This window comes from Kitasatospora sp. NPDC088779 (assembly GCF_040685395.1).
Lineage (GTDB): Bacteria > Actinomycetota > Actinomycetes > Streptomycetales > Streptomycetaceae > Kitasatospora.
In genome coordinates this window covers 277,621-296,092 of record NZ_JBFBHW010000004.1, presented here as the reverse complement: position 1 = coordinate 296,092, position 18,472 = coordinate 277,621, and the positions used below count along the sequence as shown (strand labels likewise).

General features: G+C 71.1%; 16 protein-coding genes. 7 read left to right on the top strand and 9 right to left on the bottom strand.

Annotated features, from left to right (window positions below; genetic code table 11):
• Nucleotides 1–124: 124 nt before the first annotated feature.
• The 5 genes from AB0P03_RS05605 to AB0P03_RS05585 form a co-directional block, all read right to left on the bottom strand.
• Entirely contained in the window at nt 125–1,183 is a 1,059-nt protein-coding gene (locus tag AB0P03_RS05605) for a hypothetical protein (RefSeq protein ID WP_363627899.1), read from the bottom strand.
• A 34-nt stretch (nt 1,184–1,217) separates the two neighbouring features.
• Nucleotides 1,218–1,862 (bottom strand): hypothetical protein, encoded by a 645-nt coding sequence (locus AB0P03_RS05600; RefSeq protein WP_363579863.1) that lies wholly within the window; start codon nt 1,860–1,862, stop codon nt 1,218–1,220.
• A 96-nt stretch (nt 1,863–1,958) separates the two neighbouring features.
• On the bottom strand, nt 1,959–3,296 hold the full coding sequence (locus AB0P03_RS05595; protein WP_363579862.1) for an MFS transporter: 1,338 nt from the start codon (nt 3,294–3,296) through the stop codon (nt 1,959–1,961).
• 140 nt (nt 3,297–3,436) lie between these two features.
• Entirely contained in the window at nt 3,437–4,519 is a 1,083-nt protein-coding gene (locus AB0P03_RS05590; RefSeq protein WP_363579861.1) for an inositol-3-phosphate synthase, read from the bottom strand.
• A 126-nt stretch (nt 4,520–4,645) separates the two neighbouring features.
• Nucleotides 4,646–5,347: a PadR family transcriptional regulator gene (locus AB0P03_RS05585; RefSeq protein WP_063348480.1), complete on the bottom strand. Its 702-nt coding sequence runs from the start codon at nt 5,345–5,347 to the stop codon at nt 4,646–4,648.
• Nucleotides 5,348–5,700: 353 nt separating this feature from the next.
• Here AB0P03_RS05585 and AB0P03_RS05580 point away from each other — a divergent pair, with 353 nt between their 5' ends.
• Together AB0P03_RS05580 and AB0P03_RS05575 are read left to right on the top strand one after the other, a co-directional pair.
• Complete coding sequence (locus AB0P03_RS05580; RefSeq protein WP_363627898.1) at nt 5,701–8,367, top strand: transglycosylase domain-containing protein; 2,667 nt, start codon at nt 5,701–5,703, stop codon at nt 8,365–8,367.
• 162 nt (nt 8,368–8,529) lie between these two features.
• Nucleotides 8,530–10,107, top strand: a complete 1,578-nt coding sequence (locus AB0P03_RS05575; RefSeq protein WP_363579859.1) for a glycosyltransferase 87 family protein — start codon at nt 8,530–8,532, stop codon at nt 10,105–10,107.
• 24 nt (nt 10,108–10,131) lie between these two features.
• Here the strand turns inward: AB0P03_RS05575 and AB0P03_RS05570 are convergent, their stop codons facing one another.
• The 3 genes from AB0P03_RS05570 to AB0P03_RS05560 all read right to left on the bottom strand — a co-directional run bounded on the left by AB0P03_RS05570 (nt 10,132) and on the right by AB0P03_RS05560 (nt 12,775).
• A complete protein-coding gene (locus AB0P03_RS05570) occupies nt 10,132–11,166 on the bottom strand; it encodes an alanine racemase (protein ID WP_363579858.1) in 1,035 nt (344 codons plus the stop codon).
• A 13-nt stretch (nt 11,167–11,179) separates the two neighbouring features.
• The gene (locus AB0P03_RS05565; protein ID WP_063348484.1) at nt 11,180–12,298 is read right to left on the bottom strand and encodes a peptidoglycan bridge formation glycyltransferase FemA/FemB family protein; all 1,119 of its coding nucleotides are present in this window, start codon (nt 12,296–12,298) and stop codon (nt 11,180–11,182) included.
• 177 nt (nt 12,299–12,475) lie between these two features.
• A complete protein-coding gene (locus AB0P03_RS05560; protein ID WP_063348485.1) occupies nt 12,476–12,775 on the bottom strand; it encodes a hypothetical protein in 300 nt (99 codons plus the stop codon).
• 315 nt (nt 12,776–13,090) lie between these two features.
• Here AB0P03_RS05560 and rpsF point away from each other — a divergent pair, with 315 nt between their 5' ends.
• The 4 genes from rpsF (at nt 13,091) to rplI (ending at nt 14,876) form a co-directional block, all read left to right on the top strand.
• Entirely contained in the window at nt 13,091–13,381 is a 291-nt protein-coding gene (gene rpsF / locus AB0P03_RS05555) for a 30S ribosomal protein S6 (protein ID WP_063348486.1), read from the top strand.
• Between the two features lie 96 nt (nt 13,382–13,477).
• Entirely contained in the window at nt 13,478–14,095 is a 618-nt protein-coding gene (locus tag AB0P03_RS05550) for a single-stranded DNA-binding protein (RefSeq protein ID WP_363579857.1), read from the top strand.
• 80 nt (nt 14,096–14,175) lie between these two features.
• The gene (gene rpsR, locus AB0P03_RS05545) at nt 14,176–14,412 is read left to right on the top strand and encodes a 30S ribosomal protein S18 (RefSeq protein WP_030304537.1); all 237 of its coding nucleotides are present in this window, start codon (nt 14,176–14,178) and stop codon (nt 14,410–14,412) included.
• A gap of 17 nt (nt 14,413–14,429) precedes the next feature.
• The gene (rplI, locus tag AB0P03_RS05540; RefSeq protein ID WP_063348488.1) at nt 14,430–14,876 is read left to right on the top strand and encodes a 50S ribosomal protein L9; all 447 of its coding nucleotides are present in this window, start codon (nt 14,430–14,432) and stop codon (nt 14,874–14,876) included.
• A gap of 113 nt (nt 14,877–14,989) precedes the next feature.
• Here rplI and AB0P03_RS05535 read toward each other — a convergent pair whose 3' ends face one another.
• The gene (locus AB0P03_RS05535) at nt 14,990–16,330 is read right to left on the bottom strand and encodes an MATE family efflux transporter (RefSeq protein WP_363627897.1); all 1,341 of its coding nucleotides are present in this window, start codon (nt 16,328–16,330) and stop codon (nt 14,990–14,992) included.
• Between the two features lie 452 nt (nt 16,331–16,782).
• Here AB0P03_RS05535 and dnaB point away from each other — a divergent pair, with 452 nt between their 5' ends.
• A complete protein-coding gene (gene dnaB, locus AB0P03_RS05530) occupies nt 16,783–18,420 on the top strand; it encodes a replicative DNA helicase (protein WP_363579855.1) in 1,638 nt (545 codons plus the stop codon).
• Nucleotides 18,421–18,472: the final 52 nt, after the last annotated feature.

Here is an 18,472-nt window from a genome sequence, read left to right as displayed (position 1 = left end):
GCGCGGGGGACGCCGCGGGGGGGCGGGGCGGGGGGGGGGGGGGGGCGCCGCGCGCGGCGGGGCGCGGCGCGGGGGGGGGGGGCCGCGCCCGCGCCCCCCCCCCCCACCCCTCGGGCGTGCCGGGTCAGCCGTGGAGGCTCTGCAGGCAGAGCACGTAGCTGAGGGCCGGCAGGTTGGAGTAGGTGCGGGTGTAGGTGCTGTCCGACTTCGGCTGCTTCTCGCAGACCTTCTCGTCGGACGTGGCCAGGTACTTGAAGACCACCTTGTACTGGGCGCGGGAGTCGCCGCAGGGCAGCATGGTGATCTTCGGGTTGGCGTCGTGGGTCGCGCCGGTGCCGTTCTCGTTGCGCAGGCAGTCGCCGGGGTTGGCCCGGTCGATGCTGTCGGCCGCGGTGCTGGGGGCGGTCGGCGGCGGCAGCGTGATGGTGGGCACCGGCGGCATGCTGAACGTCGGCGAGGGGAACGGCCGCGGCGCGTGGGTCGGCAGCGGTGGCGCCGAGAAGGTGGTCACCGGGGGCACCGCCACCGTCGGTACCGCGATCGGCGCGGCCGGGCCGTCGTCCTTCGGGCCGAGCACCCCGGTGGCGGCCAGGACGAGCGTGACGACCACCGAGAGCGGCAGCAGCAGCATCAGCGCGTGCGGACGCCGGCCCAGCGGGACGCCGGGGTCGAGCTGGGGGCCGTGGCTGCCCGGGACGGGCGGCGGCAGCCGCTTGACCTTGCCGTTGGCGGCGAGGTTCAGCAGCAGGGTGATCGGCGCCAGCAGCACCGACGCCGGGCTCCACCAGCCCTGGACCAGGGTGCGGGCGGACAGGTCGCGCACCGTCGCCGTTCCGCAGGTGCGGCAGAACGGGCCCGGCATCCGCAGCATCCGGTAGGCCAGGACCAGGCCCTGGTGGCCGCGGACGGTGGCGTCCACGGCCGGGAAGCCGCCGCAGAAGCGGCAGGCGGGACCGTCCTGCGGCGCCGGCGGCGGGTACCCGTACCCGTAGCCGGGCGCGGGCTGCGGGGGGTAGCCGTACGGCTGGTCGGGCGGTGGCGGGGCGGCCGGGTAGCCGTAGCCGGGCGGCGGGCCGGGCGGCGGTGGCGGGGTCGGCCGGCCGTAGGGGTTTCCGGTGGCGTAGGGGTTGCCGTCGTCGGGCGACGGGGCACCGTACGGCAGCTGGGGCGGCGGAACGGACAAGAGATCCCCCGGGGATGCGGTGGTGGTGGAGAGGTCAGACCTTCCCCGGCAGCGGGGCGCCGGCCGGGGTCATCGGGCCGAGGCAGAGCACGTACCGCTTCTTGTTCCAGCGGCGTCCGCTCTTGCCCGAGACGGCGCTGGTGGTCTGCGGTGTCTGCCGGCAGCGGTTCACGTCGGTGGTGTCGCCGAACGTCGAAAGGACCCGGTAATTCGCTTTGGTGTCAGTGCACTTGACGATCTCGACATCGCGCGTGCCGCTCACCCGGACGCAGTCGCCGGGCTTGGCGCTGCTGACGCTCGGCCCGCTGACGAAGTAGCCGACGGCCAGTGCGAGGCAGCCGCCGACCACGCCGACGATCCGCAGCTTCGCCTTGACGCCGCGCTTCGCGGCGGGCGCCGCGTCGGCCGGGGCGGGCGGCGGGTAGCCGTACGGGCCGACGGGCGGCTGCTGGCCGTACGGCGGTTGGGTGCCGTAGCCGGGCGGCTGCTGGCCGTAGGCCGGGGGCGGTCCGAAGCCGGGCGGTGCGGGCTGGGGCGGTCCGGGTTGCGGCGGTCCGAAGCCGGGCGGTGCGGGTTGGGGCTGCGACGGGATGTACGGCACCTGCCCGTACGGCGGGGCCGGCTGCGGGGGCGGCCCGTACGGCGGAGGTGGCCCGTACGGGCCGGGCGGTGTGCTCATCAGTTCGTCCCCCGAGGCCGAGTGCTGTCGCTCCGACAGGTCTGACGTACCTTAGCGACTCGGTCGGACGCCCCCGTCCCGAGGGGCCGAGGGCCTTCAGGAGGCCTGGTCGCCGGGGAGCGGCCCGTACCGCCGGGCGGAGCGCAGGTAGAGGAGCGCCGAGAGCCCGTACACCGCGGCGACCCCGACGACCACCACGACCGAGCGGCCGGAGAGCGGCAGCACCAGCGCCGTGACCAGGGCGGCGGTCACGAAGGCGACGTTGAACAGCACGTCGTAGATCGCGAAGACCCGGCCGCGGTACTCGTCCTCGACCGACTCCTGGACCACGGTGTCGGCGCAGATCTTGGTGCCCTGGGTGACCACCCCGAGCAGCAGCGCCGCGAGCAGGCAGGGCAGCAGGGTGAAGCTCAGGCCGAGCGCCGGGACGAAGAGCACCGGGGCCGCCAGGCAGACCGTCATCCAGCCGGCCAGGCCGAGCCGCCGGGTGCACCAGGGGCTGATCACCGCGGCGACGAAGAACCCGGCGGCGGACAGGCCGACCGCCTGGCCGAGCGTGACCAGTCCGGCCGCGCTGTCGGCCGGGTCGTTGAAGGTGTACCGGGCGAGCATCACCACGACCACGATCAGCACGCCGTAGCAGAACCGGGCCGCGGTGACGGCGGCCAGCGCGTGCACGGCGGGCCGGCAGTCCCGCACCAAGTGGCGTACGGCGGCGCCGAGTTCGACGGCGGCCCGGACCAGCGCCTGGCCGAGCGCCGGGCGGTCGCCGTGCTTCTCCGGGCCGAGCAGGTCGCGGTCCATCCGGCGGGCGGCCAGTGCGGCCGACAGGTAGAGCAGCGCGGCCACCGTGACCAGCGCGGCGTCGGCCTTCGGCCCGGGGGTCATCACCTGGTGCAGCAGGAAGCCGACCCCTCCGCCGGAGGCGGCGGCGACCGTGCCCAGCGTGGGGGAGAGCGCGTTGGCGGTGACCAGCTGGTCCTGCTCGACCACCCGGGGCAGCGCGGCGGACAGGCCGGCCAGGATGAACCGGTTGAGCGCGGTGACCAGCAGCGCCGAGGCGAAGAACAGCCAGGTCGGCGCCTCCGCCAGGAGCAGGGCGCCGGTGCCCAGGCCGAGCCCGAAGCGGGCCAGGTTGCCGTAGTAGAGCACCTGGCGGCGGCGCCAGCGGTCCAGCAGCACCCCGGCGAACGGGCCGATCACCGAGAACGGCAGCAGCATCACGGCGAGCACCGAGGCGATGTCGGCGGGGGAGGACTGCTTCTCCGGGGAGAACACGACGTAGGCGGCGAGCGAGACCTGGAAGACGCCGTCCGAGAGCTGGGAGAGCACCCGGGCGGTCAGCAGCCGCCGGAAGTCCCGGCCGCGGAGCAGACCGAAAAGCGTGGCACGGTGTGCGGACTGGTGGGTGCTGCCGTTCTCGGTGATCGCCACCCGCCCAGAGTGCCATGGAACCGGCCGCCGTTTCACGTGAAACATTCGCCGAGAAACGGTGAAGGGCCCACGATCCGATGATCGTGGGCCCTTCGGCGCGGCCGGCGGCGGTCACCCGCCGCCGGCTCCGGCGCTCGACCTCAGCGCTCGACCTCGCCGCGGATGAACTTCTCGACGTTCTCCTTGGCCTCGTCGTCGAAGTACTGCACCGGCGGGGACTTCATGAAGTACGAGGAGGCCGACAGGATCGGGCCGCCGATGCCGCGGTCCTTGGCGATCTTCGCGGCGCGCACGGCGTCGATGATGACACCGGCGGAGTTCGGGGAGTCCCAGACCTCGAGCTTGTACTCCAGGTTCAGCGGGACGTTGCCGAACGCGCGACCCTCCAGGCGGACGTACGCCCACTTGCGGTCGTCCAGCCAGGCCACGTAGTCCGACGGGCCGATGTGGACGTTGTTGGCGCCCAGCTCGCGGTCGCGGATCTGCGAGGTGACGGCCTGGGTCTTGGAGATCTTCTTGGACTCCAGGCGCTCGCGCTCGAGCATGTTCTTGAAGTCCATGTTGCCGCCGACGTTCAGCTGCATGGTGCGCTCGAGGATGACACCGCGGTCCTCGAACAGCTTGGCCATCACGCGGTGCGTGATGGTGGCGCCGACCTGGGACTTGATGTCGTCACCGACGATCGGCACGCCGGCCTCGGTGAACTTGTCCGCCCACTCCTTGGTGCCCGCGATGAACACCGGCAGGGCGTTCACGAAGGCGACCTTGGCGTCGATGGCGCACTGGGCGTAGAACTTGGCGGCGGCCTCGGAACCGACGGGCAGGTAGCAGACCAGGACGTCGACCTGCTGGTCCTTGAGGACCTGGACGACGTCGACCGGGGTCTCGTCGGACTCCTCGATGGTCTCCCGGTAGTACTTGCCCAGGCCGTCGAGGGTGTGGCCGCGCTGGACGGTGACGCCGGTCGGCGGCACGTCGCAGATCTTGATGGTGTTGTTCTCGCTGCTGCCGATGGCGTCGGCCAGGTCGAAGCCGACCTTCTTGGCGTCGACGTCGAACGCGGCGACGAACTCCACGTCGCGGACGTGGTACTCACCGAACTGGACGTGCATCAGCCCGGGGACCTTGCCGGCCGGGTCGGCGTCCTTGTAGTACTCGACACCCTGCACCAGCGACGCGGCGCAGTTGCCCACGCCCACGATGGCTACGCGAACCGAACCCATTCCGGTTGCTCCCTGTGATCTCATGAGGGCCGCCGGGGTCGACGGCACTCGTCCTGCTTCTTCGATGACTGCTTGTACGGGCGCGAGGCGCCCACTCCTGCCGCGCGGCACAGGGCTGACGCGGTGTCAGCGCTCCTGGGCGGAGCGCCCCGGGCGGTCGTACGGTGGCCCGGGCGGGTCCTGGGACCCTTCCTCCTGGCCACGGCCGTCCGAAGTCTTGTGGGGTACGGCGGTGGTGTTGCCGCCGGTGGCGGGCCCGGTCCGGCCGGTGCGGTTGGCCCGCTCGGTCTCGATCAGCTCGTTGAGCCACCGGACCTCGCGCTCCACCGACTCCAGTCCGTGCCGCTGCAGCTCGACGGTGTAGTCGTCGAACCGCTCGCGGGCCCGGGCCAGCGAGTTGCGCATCTTCTCCAGTCGCTCCTCCAGCCGGCTGCGGCGCCCTTCCAGGACGCGCATCCGCACGGCCCGGTCGGTCTGGCCGAAGAACGCGAAGTGGACGCCGAAGTGCTCGTCCTCCCAGGCGTCGGGCCCGGAGTCGGCGAGCAGTTCCTCGAAGCGCTGCTTGCCTTCGGGGGAGAGCCGGTAGACGGTCTTGGACCGCTTGCCGTTGAGCGCGGTGGCCGGGACGTACTCGACGTCCGGGTTGTCCTCGACCAGGAAACCCTGGGCGACCAGGCTCTTCAGGCACGGGTAGAGCGTTCCGTACGAGAACGCCCGCAACGTTCCGAGCAGGACGTTGAGCCGCTTGCGCAGCTCGTAGCCGTGCATCGGGGCGTCGTGGAGCAGACCGAGAACGGCGAACTCCAGCACTCCTGAGCGCCTGCCCATTGCCGTCGTCCTCCTTCCTCTCGGCCGTCGTCCGGCCGCTGCATCGGGCGGTATGCCGCGTCGATGTATCGGCTCGATATATCGAGAACAGTAAACCGGGCCCTCGGAACGGGCAAGGGGGGCACGCGTGAAGGTGATCACAAGCCGACGCGCAGGAGTGATTGGCAACGGGCGTGTAATGATCTGCTGCCGTTTTGCGGTCATTGGGGACTGATGCCCGATTAGTTGGGATTCCCGGCTGCGTACGCTGTCGCGTGTGCACGAGGACCACCTCCGGGGTTAGGGCGGTTGGCGGGCATCGGACGTGAACCCTGCCTTCAGGCTGGAACCGCCTGGCGAGGAGTGGCTGCAACATGAGTGAACGACGGCGAAGGACGCCCAGCCCGGGCGGTGACGGGCAGCAGCCCCCGGGTGGTGGTGGCCGTCAGGGCGGACCCGGCCGGGACGAGGTGAGCTCGGACGGCATCGGCCGCCGGCGCCCCCCGGGCGAACGGGAGACCGCTCAGCAGCCCCGGATGGGCCGCGCCGAGATGCGCAAGGCCGCCCAGAAGGGCGGCAAGGGCGGCCGGCGCGGTGCTGCCGCCGCCTCCGCGTCCGCGGCCGCCGCCGCAGGCCCCGGCAAGAAGCGGTTCATCGACTACCCGCGGTTCGGCAAGACCGGCGTCCGGCGCTGGCTGCCGTCCTGGCGGCAGTGGCTGAGCGGCTTCCTGATCTTCTTCGCCACCTGCGTGGGCGGGGTGTTCTACCTCTACCAGACCACTGAGATCCCGCAGCTCAAGGATCTGATGAAGGACCAGAACACGATCTACTACTGGGCCGACGGCTCGGAGATGACCCGCAAGGGTGAGACCAACCGTCAGATCGTCGAGCTCTCCGACATCAGCCCCAACCTGCAGAACGCCGTGATCGCGGCGGAGAACCAGACCTTCCGCGAGGACAGCGGCATCGACCCCAAGGGCATGCTCCGCGCCGTCTACAACATGGCCAAGGGCGGCGAGACCCAGGGCGCCTCGACGATCACCCAGCAGTACGTGAAGAACGCGTACCTCAGCCAGGAGCAGACCCTCAGCCGCAAGCTGAAGGAGTTCTTCATCACGCTGAAGATCAATCAGAAGATGCAGAAACCGGACATCCTCAAGGGGTACCTGAACACCAGCTGGTTCGGTCGAGGCTCGAACGGCGCCCAGGCCGCGGCGCAGGCCTACTACGGGGTCGACGCCAAGGACCTCGACCTCTGTCAGAGCGCCATGCTGGCCGGCCTGTTGAAGGGCGCGTCGTACTACGACCCCAGCAACCCGGCCAACAAGGAGCGGGCCCAGGGGCGGTGGGCCTGGATCCTCGAGAACATGGTGAAGACCAAGGCCATCACCCCGGAGGAGCGGGCGAAGTGCGCCACCTTCCCCGACCCGATCCCGCAGAAGCCCAGCTCCAACATGAACGGTGAGGTCAGCTACCTGGTCGACACCGCCAACAAGTACCTGATGGCCACCGACAAGACGATCACCCAGCAGATGATCGACAAGGGCGGTCTGAAGGTCTACACCACCTTCGAGAAGGACAAGGTCGACGCCCTGAAGAAGGCCGTCGACGACGTCAAGGGCGAGAACCTCAACGCCCAGAAGCGCCCCAACAACGACACCTTCATCCAGTTCGGCTCCGCCAGCATCCGCCCCGGCGACGGCGCGATCGTCGCCCTCTACGGCGGCGACGGCGTGGAGAACGGCCACTTCGACAACAACGCCGACGCCATCGGCGTCCAGGTCGGCTCGACCTTCAAGCCCTTCGTGCTGGCGACCGCCATGCAGATCGGCGTCCAGACGGCCACCGACGACAAGGGCAAGCCGAAGCGGATCAACGCCGACAGCCGCTACCTGTCCGACGACATGTCCGAGATCCGCAAGCCGGACGGCTCGCTGGTGATCGGCGACGACGGCAAGCCCTACCGGCAGAAGAACGAGGACTCCGGCAAGCGCGGTTACGTCTCGCTGCGGGCGGCCATGCAGAACTCGTTCAACGTGCCCTTCGTCCAGCTCAACCAGGACGTCGGCGGTCAGAACGTGGCCAACATCGCCGAGCAGATGGGCGTCAGGAAGGAGAGCTTCGCCGACCCGAAGACCCCGACCTTCGCCCTCGGCACCTCCACCATCAGCCCGATCCGGATGGCCACCGCCTACGGCACCCTGGCGGCCAGCGGCAAGGAGGCCGAGCCCTACTCGGTCACCAAGGTCGAGGTGAACGGCATCGAGCGCCCGGGCTTCGGCAAGAAGGACCCCCGGGTCGCCCTGGAGCCGGCCGTCGCGGACAACGTCACCGACGTGCTGGTGAACGTGGTGAAGAACGGTACCGGTTTCAAGGCCAAGGAGCTGGGCCGCCCGGTGGCCGGCAAGACCGGTACCACCGACCAGAACAAGTCGGCCTGGTGGGTCGGCTACACCCCGCAGCTGGTGACCAGCGTCGCGATGTGGCGCGAGGACCCGAGCAAGCACGAGCGGCTGTCGCTCAACGGCACCGGCGGCAAGGAGTCCATCCACGGTGGTGACATCCCGACCGACGTCTTCACCCGGTACATGAAGGCCGCGCTGGCCAACGAGAAGAAGATGGACTTCCCGACCCCGCAGCCGGTCGGCACCGAGGTGGACTCCTCCGGCGCCCCGGTCTCGCCGAGCATGACGCCCACGCCGACGACGAGCGACACCCCGTCGGCCCCGCCCGCGACCCAGCCGGCCAACAACAACCAGCCGCCGCCGACCAACAACAACCAGCCGCAGCCGCCCGTGTCCAGCCAGGGCCCGGGCTGTGTCCCGGGCGTGGACTGCCCGGGCACGCAGCCGAGCCAGACGTCGACGCACAAGACGACCAACCCCGGTCCGACGAGCAGCTGCGGCCTCCTCGGCTGCAGCACGCCCCCGCCCACGGCGCCGCCGACGGACCCCCCGCCGACGACCACCAAGCCGAGCGGCAGGCCGCCGACACCGTCCTCGACCGGCGGGGGCGGTGGACAGAACGGGCTGTTGCCCTGACCACCACCCGCTGAGCGGATGAACCGAACGGCGGTGGCGGCCCTCTCCGGAGGGCCGCCACCGCCGTTTCGTCATGATTCGCCGTGCCGCCGGGCGACGGAGGCCGGGCCCGTTGCGGGGTCCTCCTCGTCCCGGTGGGGCCGGTGCGGCAGGATGTCCGGCATGACGTCGAGCGATCGTGACGAATCCGCAGGGCCGGCCGGGCCCGGCGACGCCGCAGGACCGGTCGGGCCGGCCGTCGCCACGGCCGCGCCGCCGGTCAACACCGTGGTCGTCCCGGCCGACGAGGACCCGGTGGCGGCGGCCGGCAGCGAGGTGATCGGCGGCCCGCCCGGCCGCCGGGCGCTGCTGGGCGTCTCCTGGTGGATCCCGGCGCGCTTCCTGGCGCTGGCGGTGATCGTGATCTCGGTGCTCGGCATGGTGCAGAAGGCGCCCTGCTACAACCAGGCCTGGTTCCAGCCGGGTTCGCCGCAGTACATCCACGCCTGCTACAGCGACATCCCGCACCTGTTCTCCGGCCGCGGCTTCTCGGCCGGGCTGCACCCGTACGTGGACCGCGTCCCGGGCACCTCGGGGGATCTGCAGTACCTCGAATACCCGGTGCTGACCGGCCTGTTCATGCAGGTCGCGGCCTGGCTGACGCCCGGCGCCGGCACCGCGCAGGACCAGGAGCGGTGGTTCTGGGCGATCAACGCGGGGCTGCTGATGGCCTGCGCGGTGGTCGCCGTGGTGGCGCTCTCGCGCACCCACCGCCGCCGCCCCTGGGACGCCCTGCTGTTCGCGCTCGCGCCCGTCCTGCTGCTGAACGGCACGGTCAACTGGGACCTCCTCGCGGTCGCGCTGGCCGCCGTGGCGATGGCCTGGTGGTCCGGCTCCCGGCCCGGCTGGGCGGGTGTCTTCATCGGCCTGGCCACCGCGGCCAAGCTCTACCCGGTGCTGCTGATCGGCCCGCTGCTGGTGCTCTGCTGGCGAGCCGGGAAGTGGCGCGAGTTCCGGGTGATGCTGGCCGGCGCGGCCGGCTCCTGGCTGCTGGTCAACCTGCCGATCATGGCGGCCAACTGGCAGGGCTGGTCGACCTTCTACGTGTTCAGCAAGCACCGCGCCGAGGACTACGGCTCGTTCTGGCTGATCCTGATGCAGAGCCGGGGCACGGGGCTGGCCGACCTCGACCTCTACATCGGTGTGCTGATGGTCCTCGGCTGCCTGGCCATAGCGTGGCTCGGCTTCTCGGCGCCCCGCCGCCCGCGCTTCGCGCAGCTGGCCTTCCTGGTGGTCGCCCTGTTCGTGCTGGTCAACAAGGTGTACTCGCCGCAGTACGCGCTCTGGCTGCTGCCGCTCGCGGTGCTGGCCCGGCCGCGCTGGCGGGACTTCCTGATCTGGCAGGCCTGCGAGGTGCTGTACACCCTGGGCATCTGGTCCCACCTGGGCTTCGTCACCGGGCCCAAGCAGCACGGGATCGGCGAGGCCTGGTACCACTTCGCGGTCGTGCTGCACCTGCTGGGCACGCTCTACCTGGTGGTGATGGTGGTCCGCGACGCCCTGCAGCCGGACCGCGACCCGGTGCGCTGGGACGGCAGCGACGACCCGTCGGGCGGGGTGCTCGACCGGGCCCCGGACGTGTTCGTGCTCGGCACCGCCCGGACGCTGCGCGAGGAGGAGAGCTACGCCGGATACGCGCCGGCCGGCTCCGAGCAGTGGCTGGACGAGCCAGGACTGCCGGAACCGGCCGAGAAGGCGTAGGCGCTCACGGGCGCTTCGGTCGCTCTAGCGGTCCACCACGCGGTCGAAGTGCGTGGTGGTGTGCCGGACCTGGAGGCCGAGCTCCTCGCCGATCGCGGGGGGCTTGGTCTCGCCGTCCAGGAACAGCAGCGAGACCTGCATGTGCGGCGGCTCGGCGAACCAGAGCTGCTTGCCGGCCCAGTGGAACGGCGACTTGGTCTTGTTGACGGTCGCCAGGCCGGCCCGGGCGATGCCCTTGGCCCGGGAGGCCATGGTCTGCACGTACTTGGGCGCCTCCAGGCCGATGCCGTGCGCGGTGCCGCCGGCCACCACCACGATGTGGCCGTCGGCCGGCGCCGGGTGCTGGCGGTAGCCGTAGCGGTCGCCCTTCTTCACCGGGGTGACGTCCAGCACCGTGGCCCGGACCTCCAGCGCACCGTGGTCGCCCAGCCAGAGCCGGGTGCCGATCCGGGCCCGGAAGACGATGTCCGGGTAGCGCTGGGCCAGCTGCTCCATGCCGGCCGCGCCGAGGTGGCTGACGTACACGGTGTGCACCGGCACCCCGGCCGCCCGGGCGGTGTCCACCCAGTGGACGACCTCCTCGGTCGGGCTGGAGCCGTCCGGCCGGTCCATCGGCAGGTGCAGCGCCAGGCCCTCGAAGGCGACGCCGTCCAGCTCGGCGGCGACGGCCGTGAGGTCGGCGGCGCTCACCCCGTGGCGGCGCATGGAGGTCATGCACTCCACCACCACCCGGGCGCCGCGCAGCGCCCGCAGCGCGTCCAGGTTCGCCACCGTCCGGATCACCCGGGCGTGCGGCAGCGGCAGGACCTCCTCGCCGACCCGGTACGGGGTGAGCACCAGCAGCTCGCCGCCGTACCACTCGGCGGCGTCGGCCGCCTCGTACGCGGTGCCGACGGCCAGCACACCGGTGCCCAGCAGCGTCGCCTCCTCGGCCAGCCGGTGGTTGCCCAGGCCGTAGCCGTTCCCCTTGGCGACCGGCACCAGGCCGGGGAACTCGGCGAGGACGGAGCGCTGGTGGGTGCGCCAGCGTTCGGTGTCGAGGTAGAGCGACAGCGTCATCGGGTCAGCCTCCTCAGCGGCGGGACATGTAGAGGTCGAGGGCCTTGTGCAGCAGCTTGTTGAGCGGGAAGTCCCACTCGCCGAGGTACTCGGCGGCCTGGCCGCCGGTGCCGACCTTGAACTGGATCAGGCCGAACAGGTGGTCGTTCTCGTCCAGGGTGTCGCTGATACCGCGCAGGTCGTAGACGCCGCCGCCGAGCGCGTAGGAGTCGCGCATCATCCGCCACTGGATCGCGTTGGACGGCTTGACCTCGCGCTTGTGGTTGGCCGAGGCGCCGTAGGAGTACCAGACGTGCTCGCCGACCACCAGCATCGTGGTCGCGGCCAGCGGCTCGCCGTCGTGGTAGGCGATGTAGAGCCGCATCCGGTTCTGGTCCTCGGCGGTGAGGGCCTTCCACATCCGCTGGAAGTAGGACAGCGGGCGCGGGGTGAACTTGTCGCGCTCGGCGGTCACCAGGTAGAGCTGGTGGAAGATCGGCAGCTCGTCGTAGCCGCCCTGGTACACCTCGACGCCGCTCTTCTCGGCCTTCTTGATGTTGCGGCGCCAGAGCTGGTTGAAGTTCTTGTGGATGTCGTCCAGCGAGCGGTTGGCCAGCGGCACCTGGAACACGTAGCGCGGCTGGACGTCGCCGAAGCCGGCGCCGCCGTCCTCGCCCTGCAGCCAGCCGGCCTTGCGCAGCCGGTCGGCCACCTCGAAGGCGCGCGCCTCGTACCAGTCGGCCTCGACGTCGCGCAGGCGCTTGGCCTGCTTGCCGGCGATGGCCTCCTTGATGGTGGGGGCGTTCCAGCGGCGGATGACGATCGGCGGGCCCATCTTGACCGAGAACGCGCCCTGCGACTTGAGGTGGGCGAGCATCGGGGAGAGCCAGCGGTCGAGGTCCCGGTCGAACCAGTCGATGACCGGGCCCTCGGGCAGGTAGGCGAGGTAGCGCTTGAGCTTGGGCAGCTGCCGGTAGAGCACCAGGCCGGCGCCGACGAGCTGGTTGGCCTCGTCGAACCAGCCGATCGACTCCGAACGCCACTCGGCCTTCACGTCGCCCCACGACGGCACCTGCATGTGGCTGGCCGAGGCGCGGCTCCTGATGAAGGCGAGGTGCTCCTCGCGGGTGATCGTCCTCAGGCGCAGGCTCATTGCTCGGTGCTCCTCGTCGGTCGGGCTGCGGTGGGCCCAGGTTCTCGGGCTGACCCTATCGTCCGGGGCCCGGGCGCCCGCCGCTGCGGGCGCGACGGCGCCCCCGTCGCGTACCTGTCTCCTTGCAGATACGCCACGGGGGCGCCGAGGGTTCCGGAACGGTGCGACCGGGGCGGCTCAGCCCCAGAGGCCGCCCCGGGCGATGCCGAGGTAGAAGCCGATGGCGGAGGCGCCGAGCGTGATCATCAGCACGAAGCGCTCGGCCGTGGTGACCGAGACGAACATGCCGAGCAGCCCCGTGATGATCCCGAACAGACCGGTCCACGAGGTCAGCAGGTGCAGGTTGTGGAAGAACGAGGTGGTGAAGGCGATCACGCCCAGCACGGCGGTGAGGCCCACCAGGGCGTTCTCGCGGGGGTGCGGGTGGCCGTCGGTGTTCAGTGTGAGCGCGGGCATGCGGTGGACGGACTGGGCCATGTGTCCCACCTCCTGGCGTGGAGACGAACGGGCAGGAATCCCGTTCCGTCCAGATTGCGGCGGTTGGGCCGGTCTCACAACCCCTATGCGTTTTGTTCGGCCGTCCGGGTGCGGGTAGGCTGTGCCGTCTGCACTGGTGTAGTTGTGCCCCCTTGCGCCCTCTTCCGGGCGACCACCCCGTCGGGTGAGCGGGGCCCGATTGTCGGACCCGGCCGCTACGGTGGCCGGTGTCGTCACTGCTCCGGTGCCGACGCTGCACAACCCTCCTGCCACGGAGAGACCGTGGCCGTTGAGTCCAAAGGAGGTGGGTTACCCATGCGTCACTACGAGGTGATGGTCATCCTCGACCCCTCGGTCGAGGAGCGCGCTGTCTCCCCCCTGATCGAGAACTTCCTCACCGTCGTCCGGAACGCCGGCGGCAAGGTGGAGAAGGTCGACACCTGGGGTCGTCGCCGTCTGGCTTACGAGATCAACAAGCAGTCCGAGGGCATCTACTCGGTCATCGACCTGAAGGCCACGCCTGAGGTCGTCAAGGAGCTCGACCGCCAGATGGGCCTGAGCGAGTCGGTTCTGCGGACCAAGGTCCTGCGCCCGGACACCCACTGAGCCACCTCTGAGGCCTTCGGGTCTCGGGTAGCTCGCGTCCGCTGTTTCACGTGAAACAGCGGTGAACGGACATCTTCCCGAGAGGTCATCACCACCATGGCAGGCGAGACCGTCATCACCCTCGTCGGCAATCTCGTCGACGACCCCGAGCTGCGCTTCACCCCGTCGGGTGCGGCGGTCGCGAAGTTCCGTATCGCGTCCACCCCCCGCACCTTCGACCGTCAGACGAACGAGTGGAAGGACGGCGAGAGCCTCTTCCTCACGTGCAACGTCTGGCGGCAGCCGGCGGAGAACGTGGCCGAGTCGCTGCAGCGCGGCATGCGCGTCATCGTGCAGGGCCGACTGCGCCAGCGGTCTTACGAGACCAAGGAAGGCGAGAAGCGGACGGTCTTCGAGGTCGAGGTCGACGAGGTCGGCCCGAGCCTGCGCTCGGCGACCGCGAAGGTCACCCGGGCCAACCGGTCCGGTGGCCCCGGCGGCTCCGGTGGCGGCTTCGGCGGCCAGCAGGGCGGCGCCGGTGGCCAGCAGGGCGGCTGGGGCGGCGGTGGCGGCCAGCAGGGCGGCGGCAGCTGGGGTGGAAACTCCGGCGGCGGCGGCCAGTCCGGCCCCTCCGACGACCCGTGGGCGTCCAGCACTCCGTCCGGCGGCCAGCAGGGCGGCGGCAGCTGGGGCGCCCCGTCCGGTGGCGGCTTCTCGGAAGAGCCCCCGTTCTAAGAGCTGACAGATTTCGTGCGGCCCGGCCGCCGGCGTCCTGAGGACGCCGGCCGGGCCGTGAACCCCAAATGGAGCACACAATGGCGAAGCCGCCTGCTCGCAAGCCGAAGAAGAAGGTTTGCGTCTTCTGCAAGGACAAGGTCAACTACGTTGACTACAAGGACACGAACCTGCTGCGGAAGTTCATCTCCGACCGTGGCAAGATCCGTGCCCGCCGGGTCACCGGCAACTGCACCCAGCACCAGCGTGACGTCGCCACGGCCGTGAAGAACAGCCGTGAGATGGCGCTGCTGCCCTACACCAGCACCGCGCGCTAAGAGAGGGTGACCAAGTAATGAAGATCATCCTCACGCACGAGGTGCCGGGTCTCGGCTCCGCCGGCGAGGTCGTCGAGGTCAAGGACGGCTACGCCCGCAACTACCTGGTTCCGCGTGGCTACGCCATCCGCTGGACCAAGGGCGGCCAGAAGGACGTCGACGCGATCCGTCGCGCCCGCAAGATCCACGAGATCCAGACCCTTGAGGCCGCCAACGAGGTCAAGGGCAAGCTCGAGGGCGTCCAGGTCAAGCTGGCCGTTCGCTCGGGCGACGCCGGCCGTCTGTTCGGTTCGGTGACCCAGGCCGACGTCGTGGAGGCCATCAAGGCCGCCGGCGGCCCGGCCGTGGACAAGCGCGCCGTCGCGATCGCCTCGCCGATCAAGACCGTGGGCACCCACAAGGTCTCGGTCAAGCTGCACGCCGACGTCCAGGCCAACCTCGACGTCGCCGTCGTCGCTGCCTGAGTTCCGTAGCAGTGGCCTGAGGGCCGGACTCCTCCGGGAGTCCGGCCCTCGGTCGTGTTCCGGCGCGTTCGGTGCTGGAGCATTCGCTGCCGGCGCCCTCGGCCCCGGCGCCGTCAGCCCCGGACGGCCCCGGTGACCAGCCAGCGGCCGCCGCGCGCCCGCCCGACCAGGAAGGCCGCGCGGACCAGCATGAACAGGTTCATCGCCCACCACAGTCCGGCTAGCCCGGTGCCGGTGGCCGGCACCGCGATCGCCGCCGGGGTGAACACCGCCAGGGTCGCGATCGCCGCCCAGGCCAGGTAGGGGCCGTCCCCGGCGCCCATCAGCACCCCGTCCAGCACGAAGACCAGGCCGGCGACCGGCTGGCTGAGCGCGAGCAGCAGCAGGGCGGTGTCCAACTGCACCTGCACCGCCGGATCGGGCGTGAACAGCGGGACGTACAGCGGGCGGGCGGCCACCACCAGCAGTCCCAGCAGCACGCCAGAGCCGATGCCCCACTCGACCATCCGGCGGGTGGCGGCCCTGGCGCCCGGGACGTCCTCGGCGCCCAGGTAGCGGCCGATGATCGCCTGGCCGGCGATCGCGATGGCGTCCAGGGCGAAGGCCAGGAAGCTGAACAGCGTCATGGTGATCTGGTGCGCGGCCACCTGGTCGTCGCCCAGCCGGGCGGCCACCGCAGTGGCGATCATCAGCACCGCGCGCAGGCTGACCGTCCGGACCAGCAGCGGACCGCCCGCCCTCGCACTGGCCCGGATGCCGGCCGCGTCCGGCCGCAGCGAGGCGTGCTCGCGCCGCGCCCCGCGCACCACCACGACCAGGTAGACGGCGGCCATCCCGGTCTGCGCGAGCACGGTGCCCCAGGCCGAGCCGGCCACCCCGAGCCCGGCGCCGTACACCAGGCCGGCGTTCAGGCCGATGTTGGCGGTGAAGCCCGCGATCGCCACCAGCAGCGGCGTGCGGGTGTCCTGGAGGCCGCGCAGCACGCCGGTGGCGGCCATCACCATGAGCATCGCGGGGATGCCCAGGGCGCTGATCCGCAGGTACGTCACGGCGTAGGGGGCGGCGGTCTCCGAGGCCCCCAGGACGTCGGCCGCCCAGGGGGCCAGCAGCACGGTGAGCAGCACCACCGGGACGGCCAGGCCGAGGGCGAGCCAGATGCCGTCGATGCCCTGCTGGACGGCGCCGCGGCGGTCCCCGGCACCGATCCGGCGGGCCACCGCCGCGGTGGTGGCGTAGGCGAGGAAGACGAACACGCCGGTCGCGGTGGACAGTGCGGCGGCGGCGACGCCGACCCCGGCCAGCTGCGGGGTGCCGAGGTGGCCGACGATCGCCGAGTCGGCCATCAGGAACAGTGGTTCGGCGACCAGCGCGCCGAAGGCCGGGACGGCCAGTGCGAGGATCTCCCGGTCGTGCCGGCGTCTGGAGGGGGTCGGGGCTGCGGGAGGGGCGGTCATGGGCTCCAGGCTACTCATCCACAGGTAATGACTGCTAGTGGCAGTTGGCCATTACTCGAATTCTTGAGCGAGGCGCTCGGCCCGCTTCGCGCCCGCGGGCGTCCGGCTGCGTGTGAAGAATTTCTCATGCACAGGCCCGGTAAGAGGTAATACCTGGTCAACAGGTTGACGGTGGACAGATGGTCTGGTTATCCACAGGGCCTTCCACAGGGGCGTCCACAGCTTTGCGGCACTTCTCCACAGCCCGGGGCCGCTCGTCCACACCCCCTGTGGATAACCGCCTTGGCTGAACGGCTCCCGGCGCCTTAGCGTGGGCCCTCCGCCCGACACTCCCGCCCGCCCCGGCGTCCGATTTGTCGGTGCCGTGGCGTACAAAGAGGAGCGGCTCCGCTCCACCCAGCCACCGGCAAGGCCCGCTCCAACTCGCACCACTCGCTGATCGGGGAACACGCGTGACCGGCCCCCAGTACGACGACCACGACGCCCCGCCGCCGGAGGAGGACTGGCAGCCCGCCGAGGACCCCTTCCCGGCCGGCGCCTTCGACGACGCGTCCTTCCCCGACGGGCCCGGCGACCGGCTCCCGGTCTCCCGCAGCCGCTCCGGCCAGGGCGGCGGCCGGGAGGGCAACCGGGACGGCGGCGGTCGCGAGGGCGGCTTCCAGAAGGGCGGCAAGGGCGGCCGGAGCGGCTCCCAGCGCGACGGTTCGCAGAGCGGTGGCGGCGGCTGGCAGCGCCGCGACGACGAGGGCCAGGGCGGCGTGGACGGCTTCGAGCGCGTTCCCCCGCAGGACCTCGCGGCCGAGCAGTCCGTCCTCGGCGGCATGCTGCTCTCCAAGGACGCCATCGCCGACGTGGTCGAGGTGCTCAAGCCGGCCGACTACTACCGGCCCGCGCACGAGATGGTCCACGGTGCGATCCTCGACCTGTACGCCCGCGGCGAGCCGGCCGACCCGATCACCGTGGCCGGCGAGCTCACCAAGCGTGGCGAGCTCCAGCGCGTCGGCGGCGCCTCCTACCTGCACACCCTGGTCAACTCCGTCCCGACCGCCGCCAACGCCGAGTACTACGCCCAGATCGTCCACGAGCGCGCCGTCCTGCGCCGTCTGGTCGAGGCCGGCACCCGGATCGCCGGCATGGGCTACGCGGCCGAGGGCGACGTCGACGAGATCGTCAACGCCGCCCAGGCGGAGATCTACGCCGTCACCGAGCAGCGCACCAACGAGGACTACGCGCCGCTCGCCGACATCATGGAGGGCGCCCTCGACGAGATCGAGGCGATCGGCTCCCGCAACGGCCAGATGTCCGGCGTCCCGACCGGCTTCGCCGACTTCGACGCGCTCACCAACGGCCTCCACCCCGGCCAGATGATCGTCATCGCGGCCCGCCCCGCGATGGGCAAGTCGACCCTGGCGCTGGACTTCGCCCGCGCCTGCTCGATCCAGAACAAGCTGCCGAGCGTGATCTTCTCGCTCGAAATGGGCCGCAACGAGATCGCCATGCGCCTGCTGTCCGCCGAGGCCCGGGTCGCGCTGCACCACATGCGCTCCGGGAACATGACGGACGACGACTGGACCCGCGTCGCCCGCCGGATGCCCGACGTCAGCGAGGCACCGCTGTTCATCGACGACTCCCCGAACCTGTCGATGATGGAGATCCGGGCCAAGTGCCGCCGGCTCAAGCAGCGCAACGACATCAAGCTGGTCGTCATCGACTACCTCCAGCTGATGCAGTCCGGCGGCTCCCGCCGGGCGGAGAACCGCCAGCAGGAGGTCTCCGACATGTCGCGAAACCTGAAGCTGCTGGCCAAGGAGCTGGAAGTCCCGGTCATCGCGCTCTCCCAGCTGAACCGTGGCCCCGAGCAGCGCACCGACAAGCGGCCGATGGTCTCCGACCTGCGCGAGTCCGGCTCGATCGAGCAGGACGCCGACATGGTCATCCTGCTCCACCGTGAGGACGCCTACGAGAAGGAGTCCCCGCGCGCCGGTGAGGCCGACCTGATCGTCGCCAAGCACCGTAACGGCCCCACCGCCACCATCACGGTGGCCTTCCAGGGCCACTACTCGCGCTTCGTCGACATGACCCGGGACTAGGAGCGGCCGGGGGGCATCGGGGGGCCTCGTCCGACCGTCACCGAGGCGAACG

Excerpts from the sequence above, each read along its gene's own strand:
- AB0P03_RS05600 (WP_363579863.1), bottom strand. The coding sequence starts at position 1,862 with ATGAGCACACCGCCCGGCCCGTACGGGCCACCTCCGCCGTACGGGCCG.
- AB0P03_RS05590 (WP_363579861.1), bottom strand. The coding sequence starts at position 4,519 with ATGGGTTCGGTTCGCGTAGCCATCGTGGGCGTGGGCAACTGCGCCGCG.
- AB0P03_RS05585 (WP_063348480.1), bottom strand. The coding sequence starts at position 5,347 with ATGGGCAGGCGCTCAGGAGTGCTGGAGTTCGCCGTTCTCGGTCTGCTC.
- AB0P03_RS05580 (WP_363627898.1), top strand. The coding sequence starts at position 5,701 with ATGAGTGAACGACGGCGAAGGACGCCCAGCCCGGGCGGTGACGGGCAG.
- AB0P03_RS05575 (WP_363579859.1), top strand. The coding sequence starts at position 8,530 with ATGACGTCGAGCGATCGTGACGAATCCGCAGGGCCGGCCGGGCCCGGC.
- AB0P03_RS05570 (WP_363579858.1), bottom strand. The coding sequence starts at position 11,166 with ATGACGCTGTCGCTCTACCTCGACACCGAACGCTGGCGCACCCACCAG.
- AB0P03_RS05565 (WP_063348484.1), bottom strand. The coding sequence starts at position 12,298 with ATGAGCCTGCGCCTGAGGACGATCACCCGCGAGGAGCACCTCGCCTTC.
- AB0P03_RS05560 (WP_063348485.1), bottom strand. The coding sequence starts at position 12,775 with ATGGCCCAGTCCGTCCACCGCATGCCCGCGCTCACACTGAACACCGAC.
- rpsF (WP_063348486.1), top strand. The coding sequence starts at position 13,091 with ATGCGTCACTACGAGGTGATGGTCATCCTCGACCCCTCGGTCGAGGAG.
- AB0P03_RS05550 (WP_363579857.1), top strand. The coding sequence starts at position 13,478 with ATGGCAGGCGAGACCGTCATCACCCTCGTCGGCAATCTCGTCGACGAC.
- rpsR (WP_030304537.1), top strand. The coding sequence starts at position 14,176 with ATGGCGAAGCCGCCTGCTCGCAAGCCGAAGAAGAAGGTTTGCGTCTTC.
- rplI (WP_063348488.1), top strand. The coding sequence starts at position 14,430 with ATGAAGATCATCCTCACGCACGAGGTGCCGGGTCTCGGCTCCGCCGGC.
- AB0P03_RS05535 (WP_363627897.1), bottom strand. The coding sequence starts at position 16,330 with ATGACCGCCCCTCCCGCAGCCCCGACCCCCTCCAGACGCCGGCACGAC.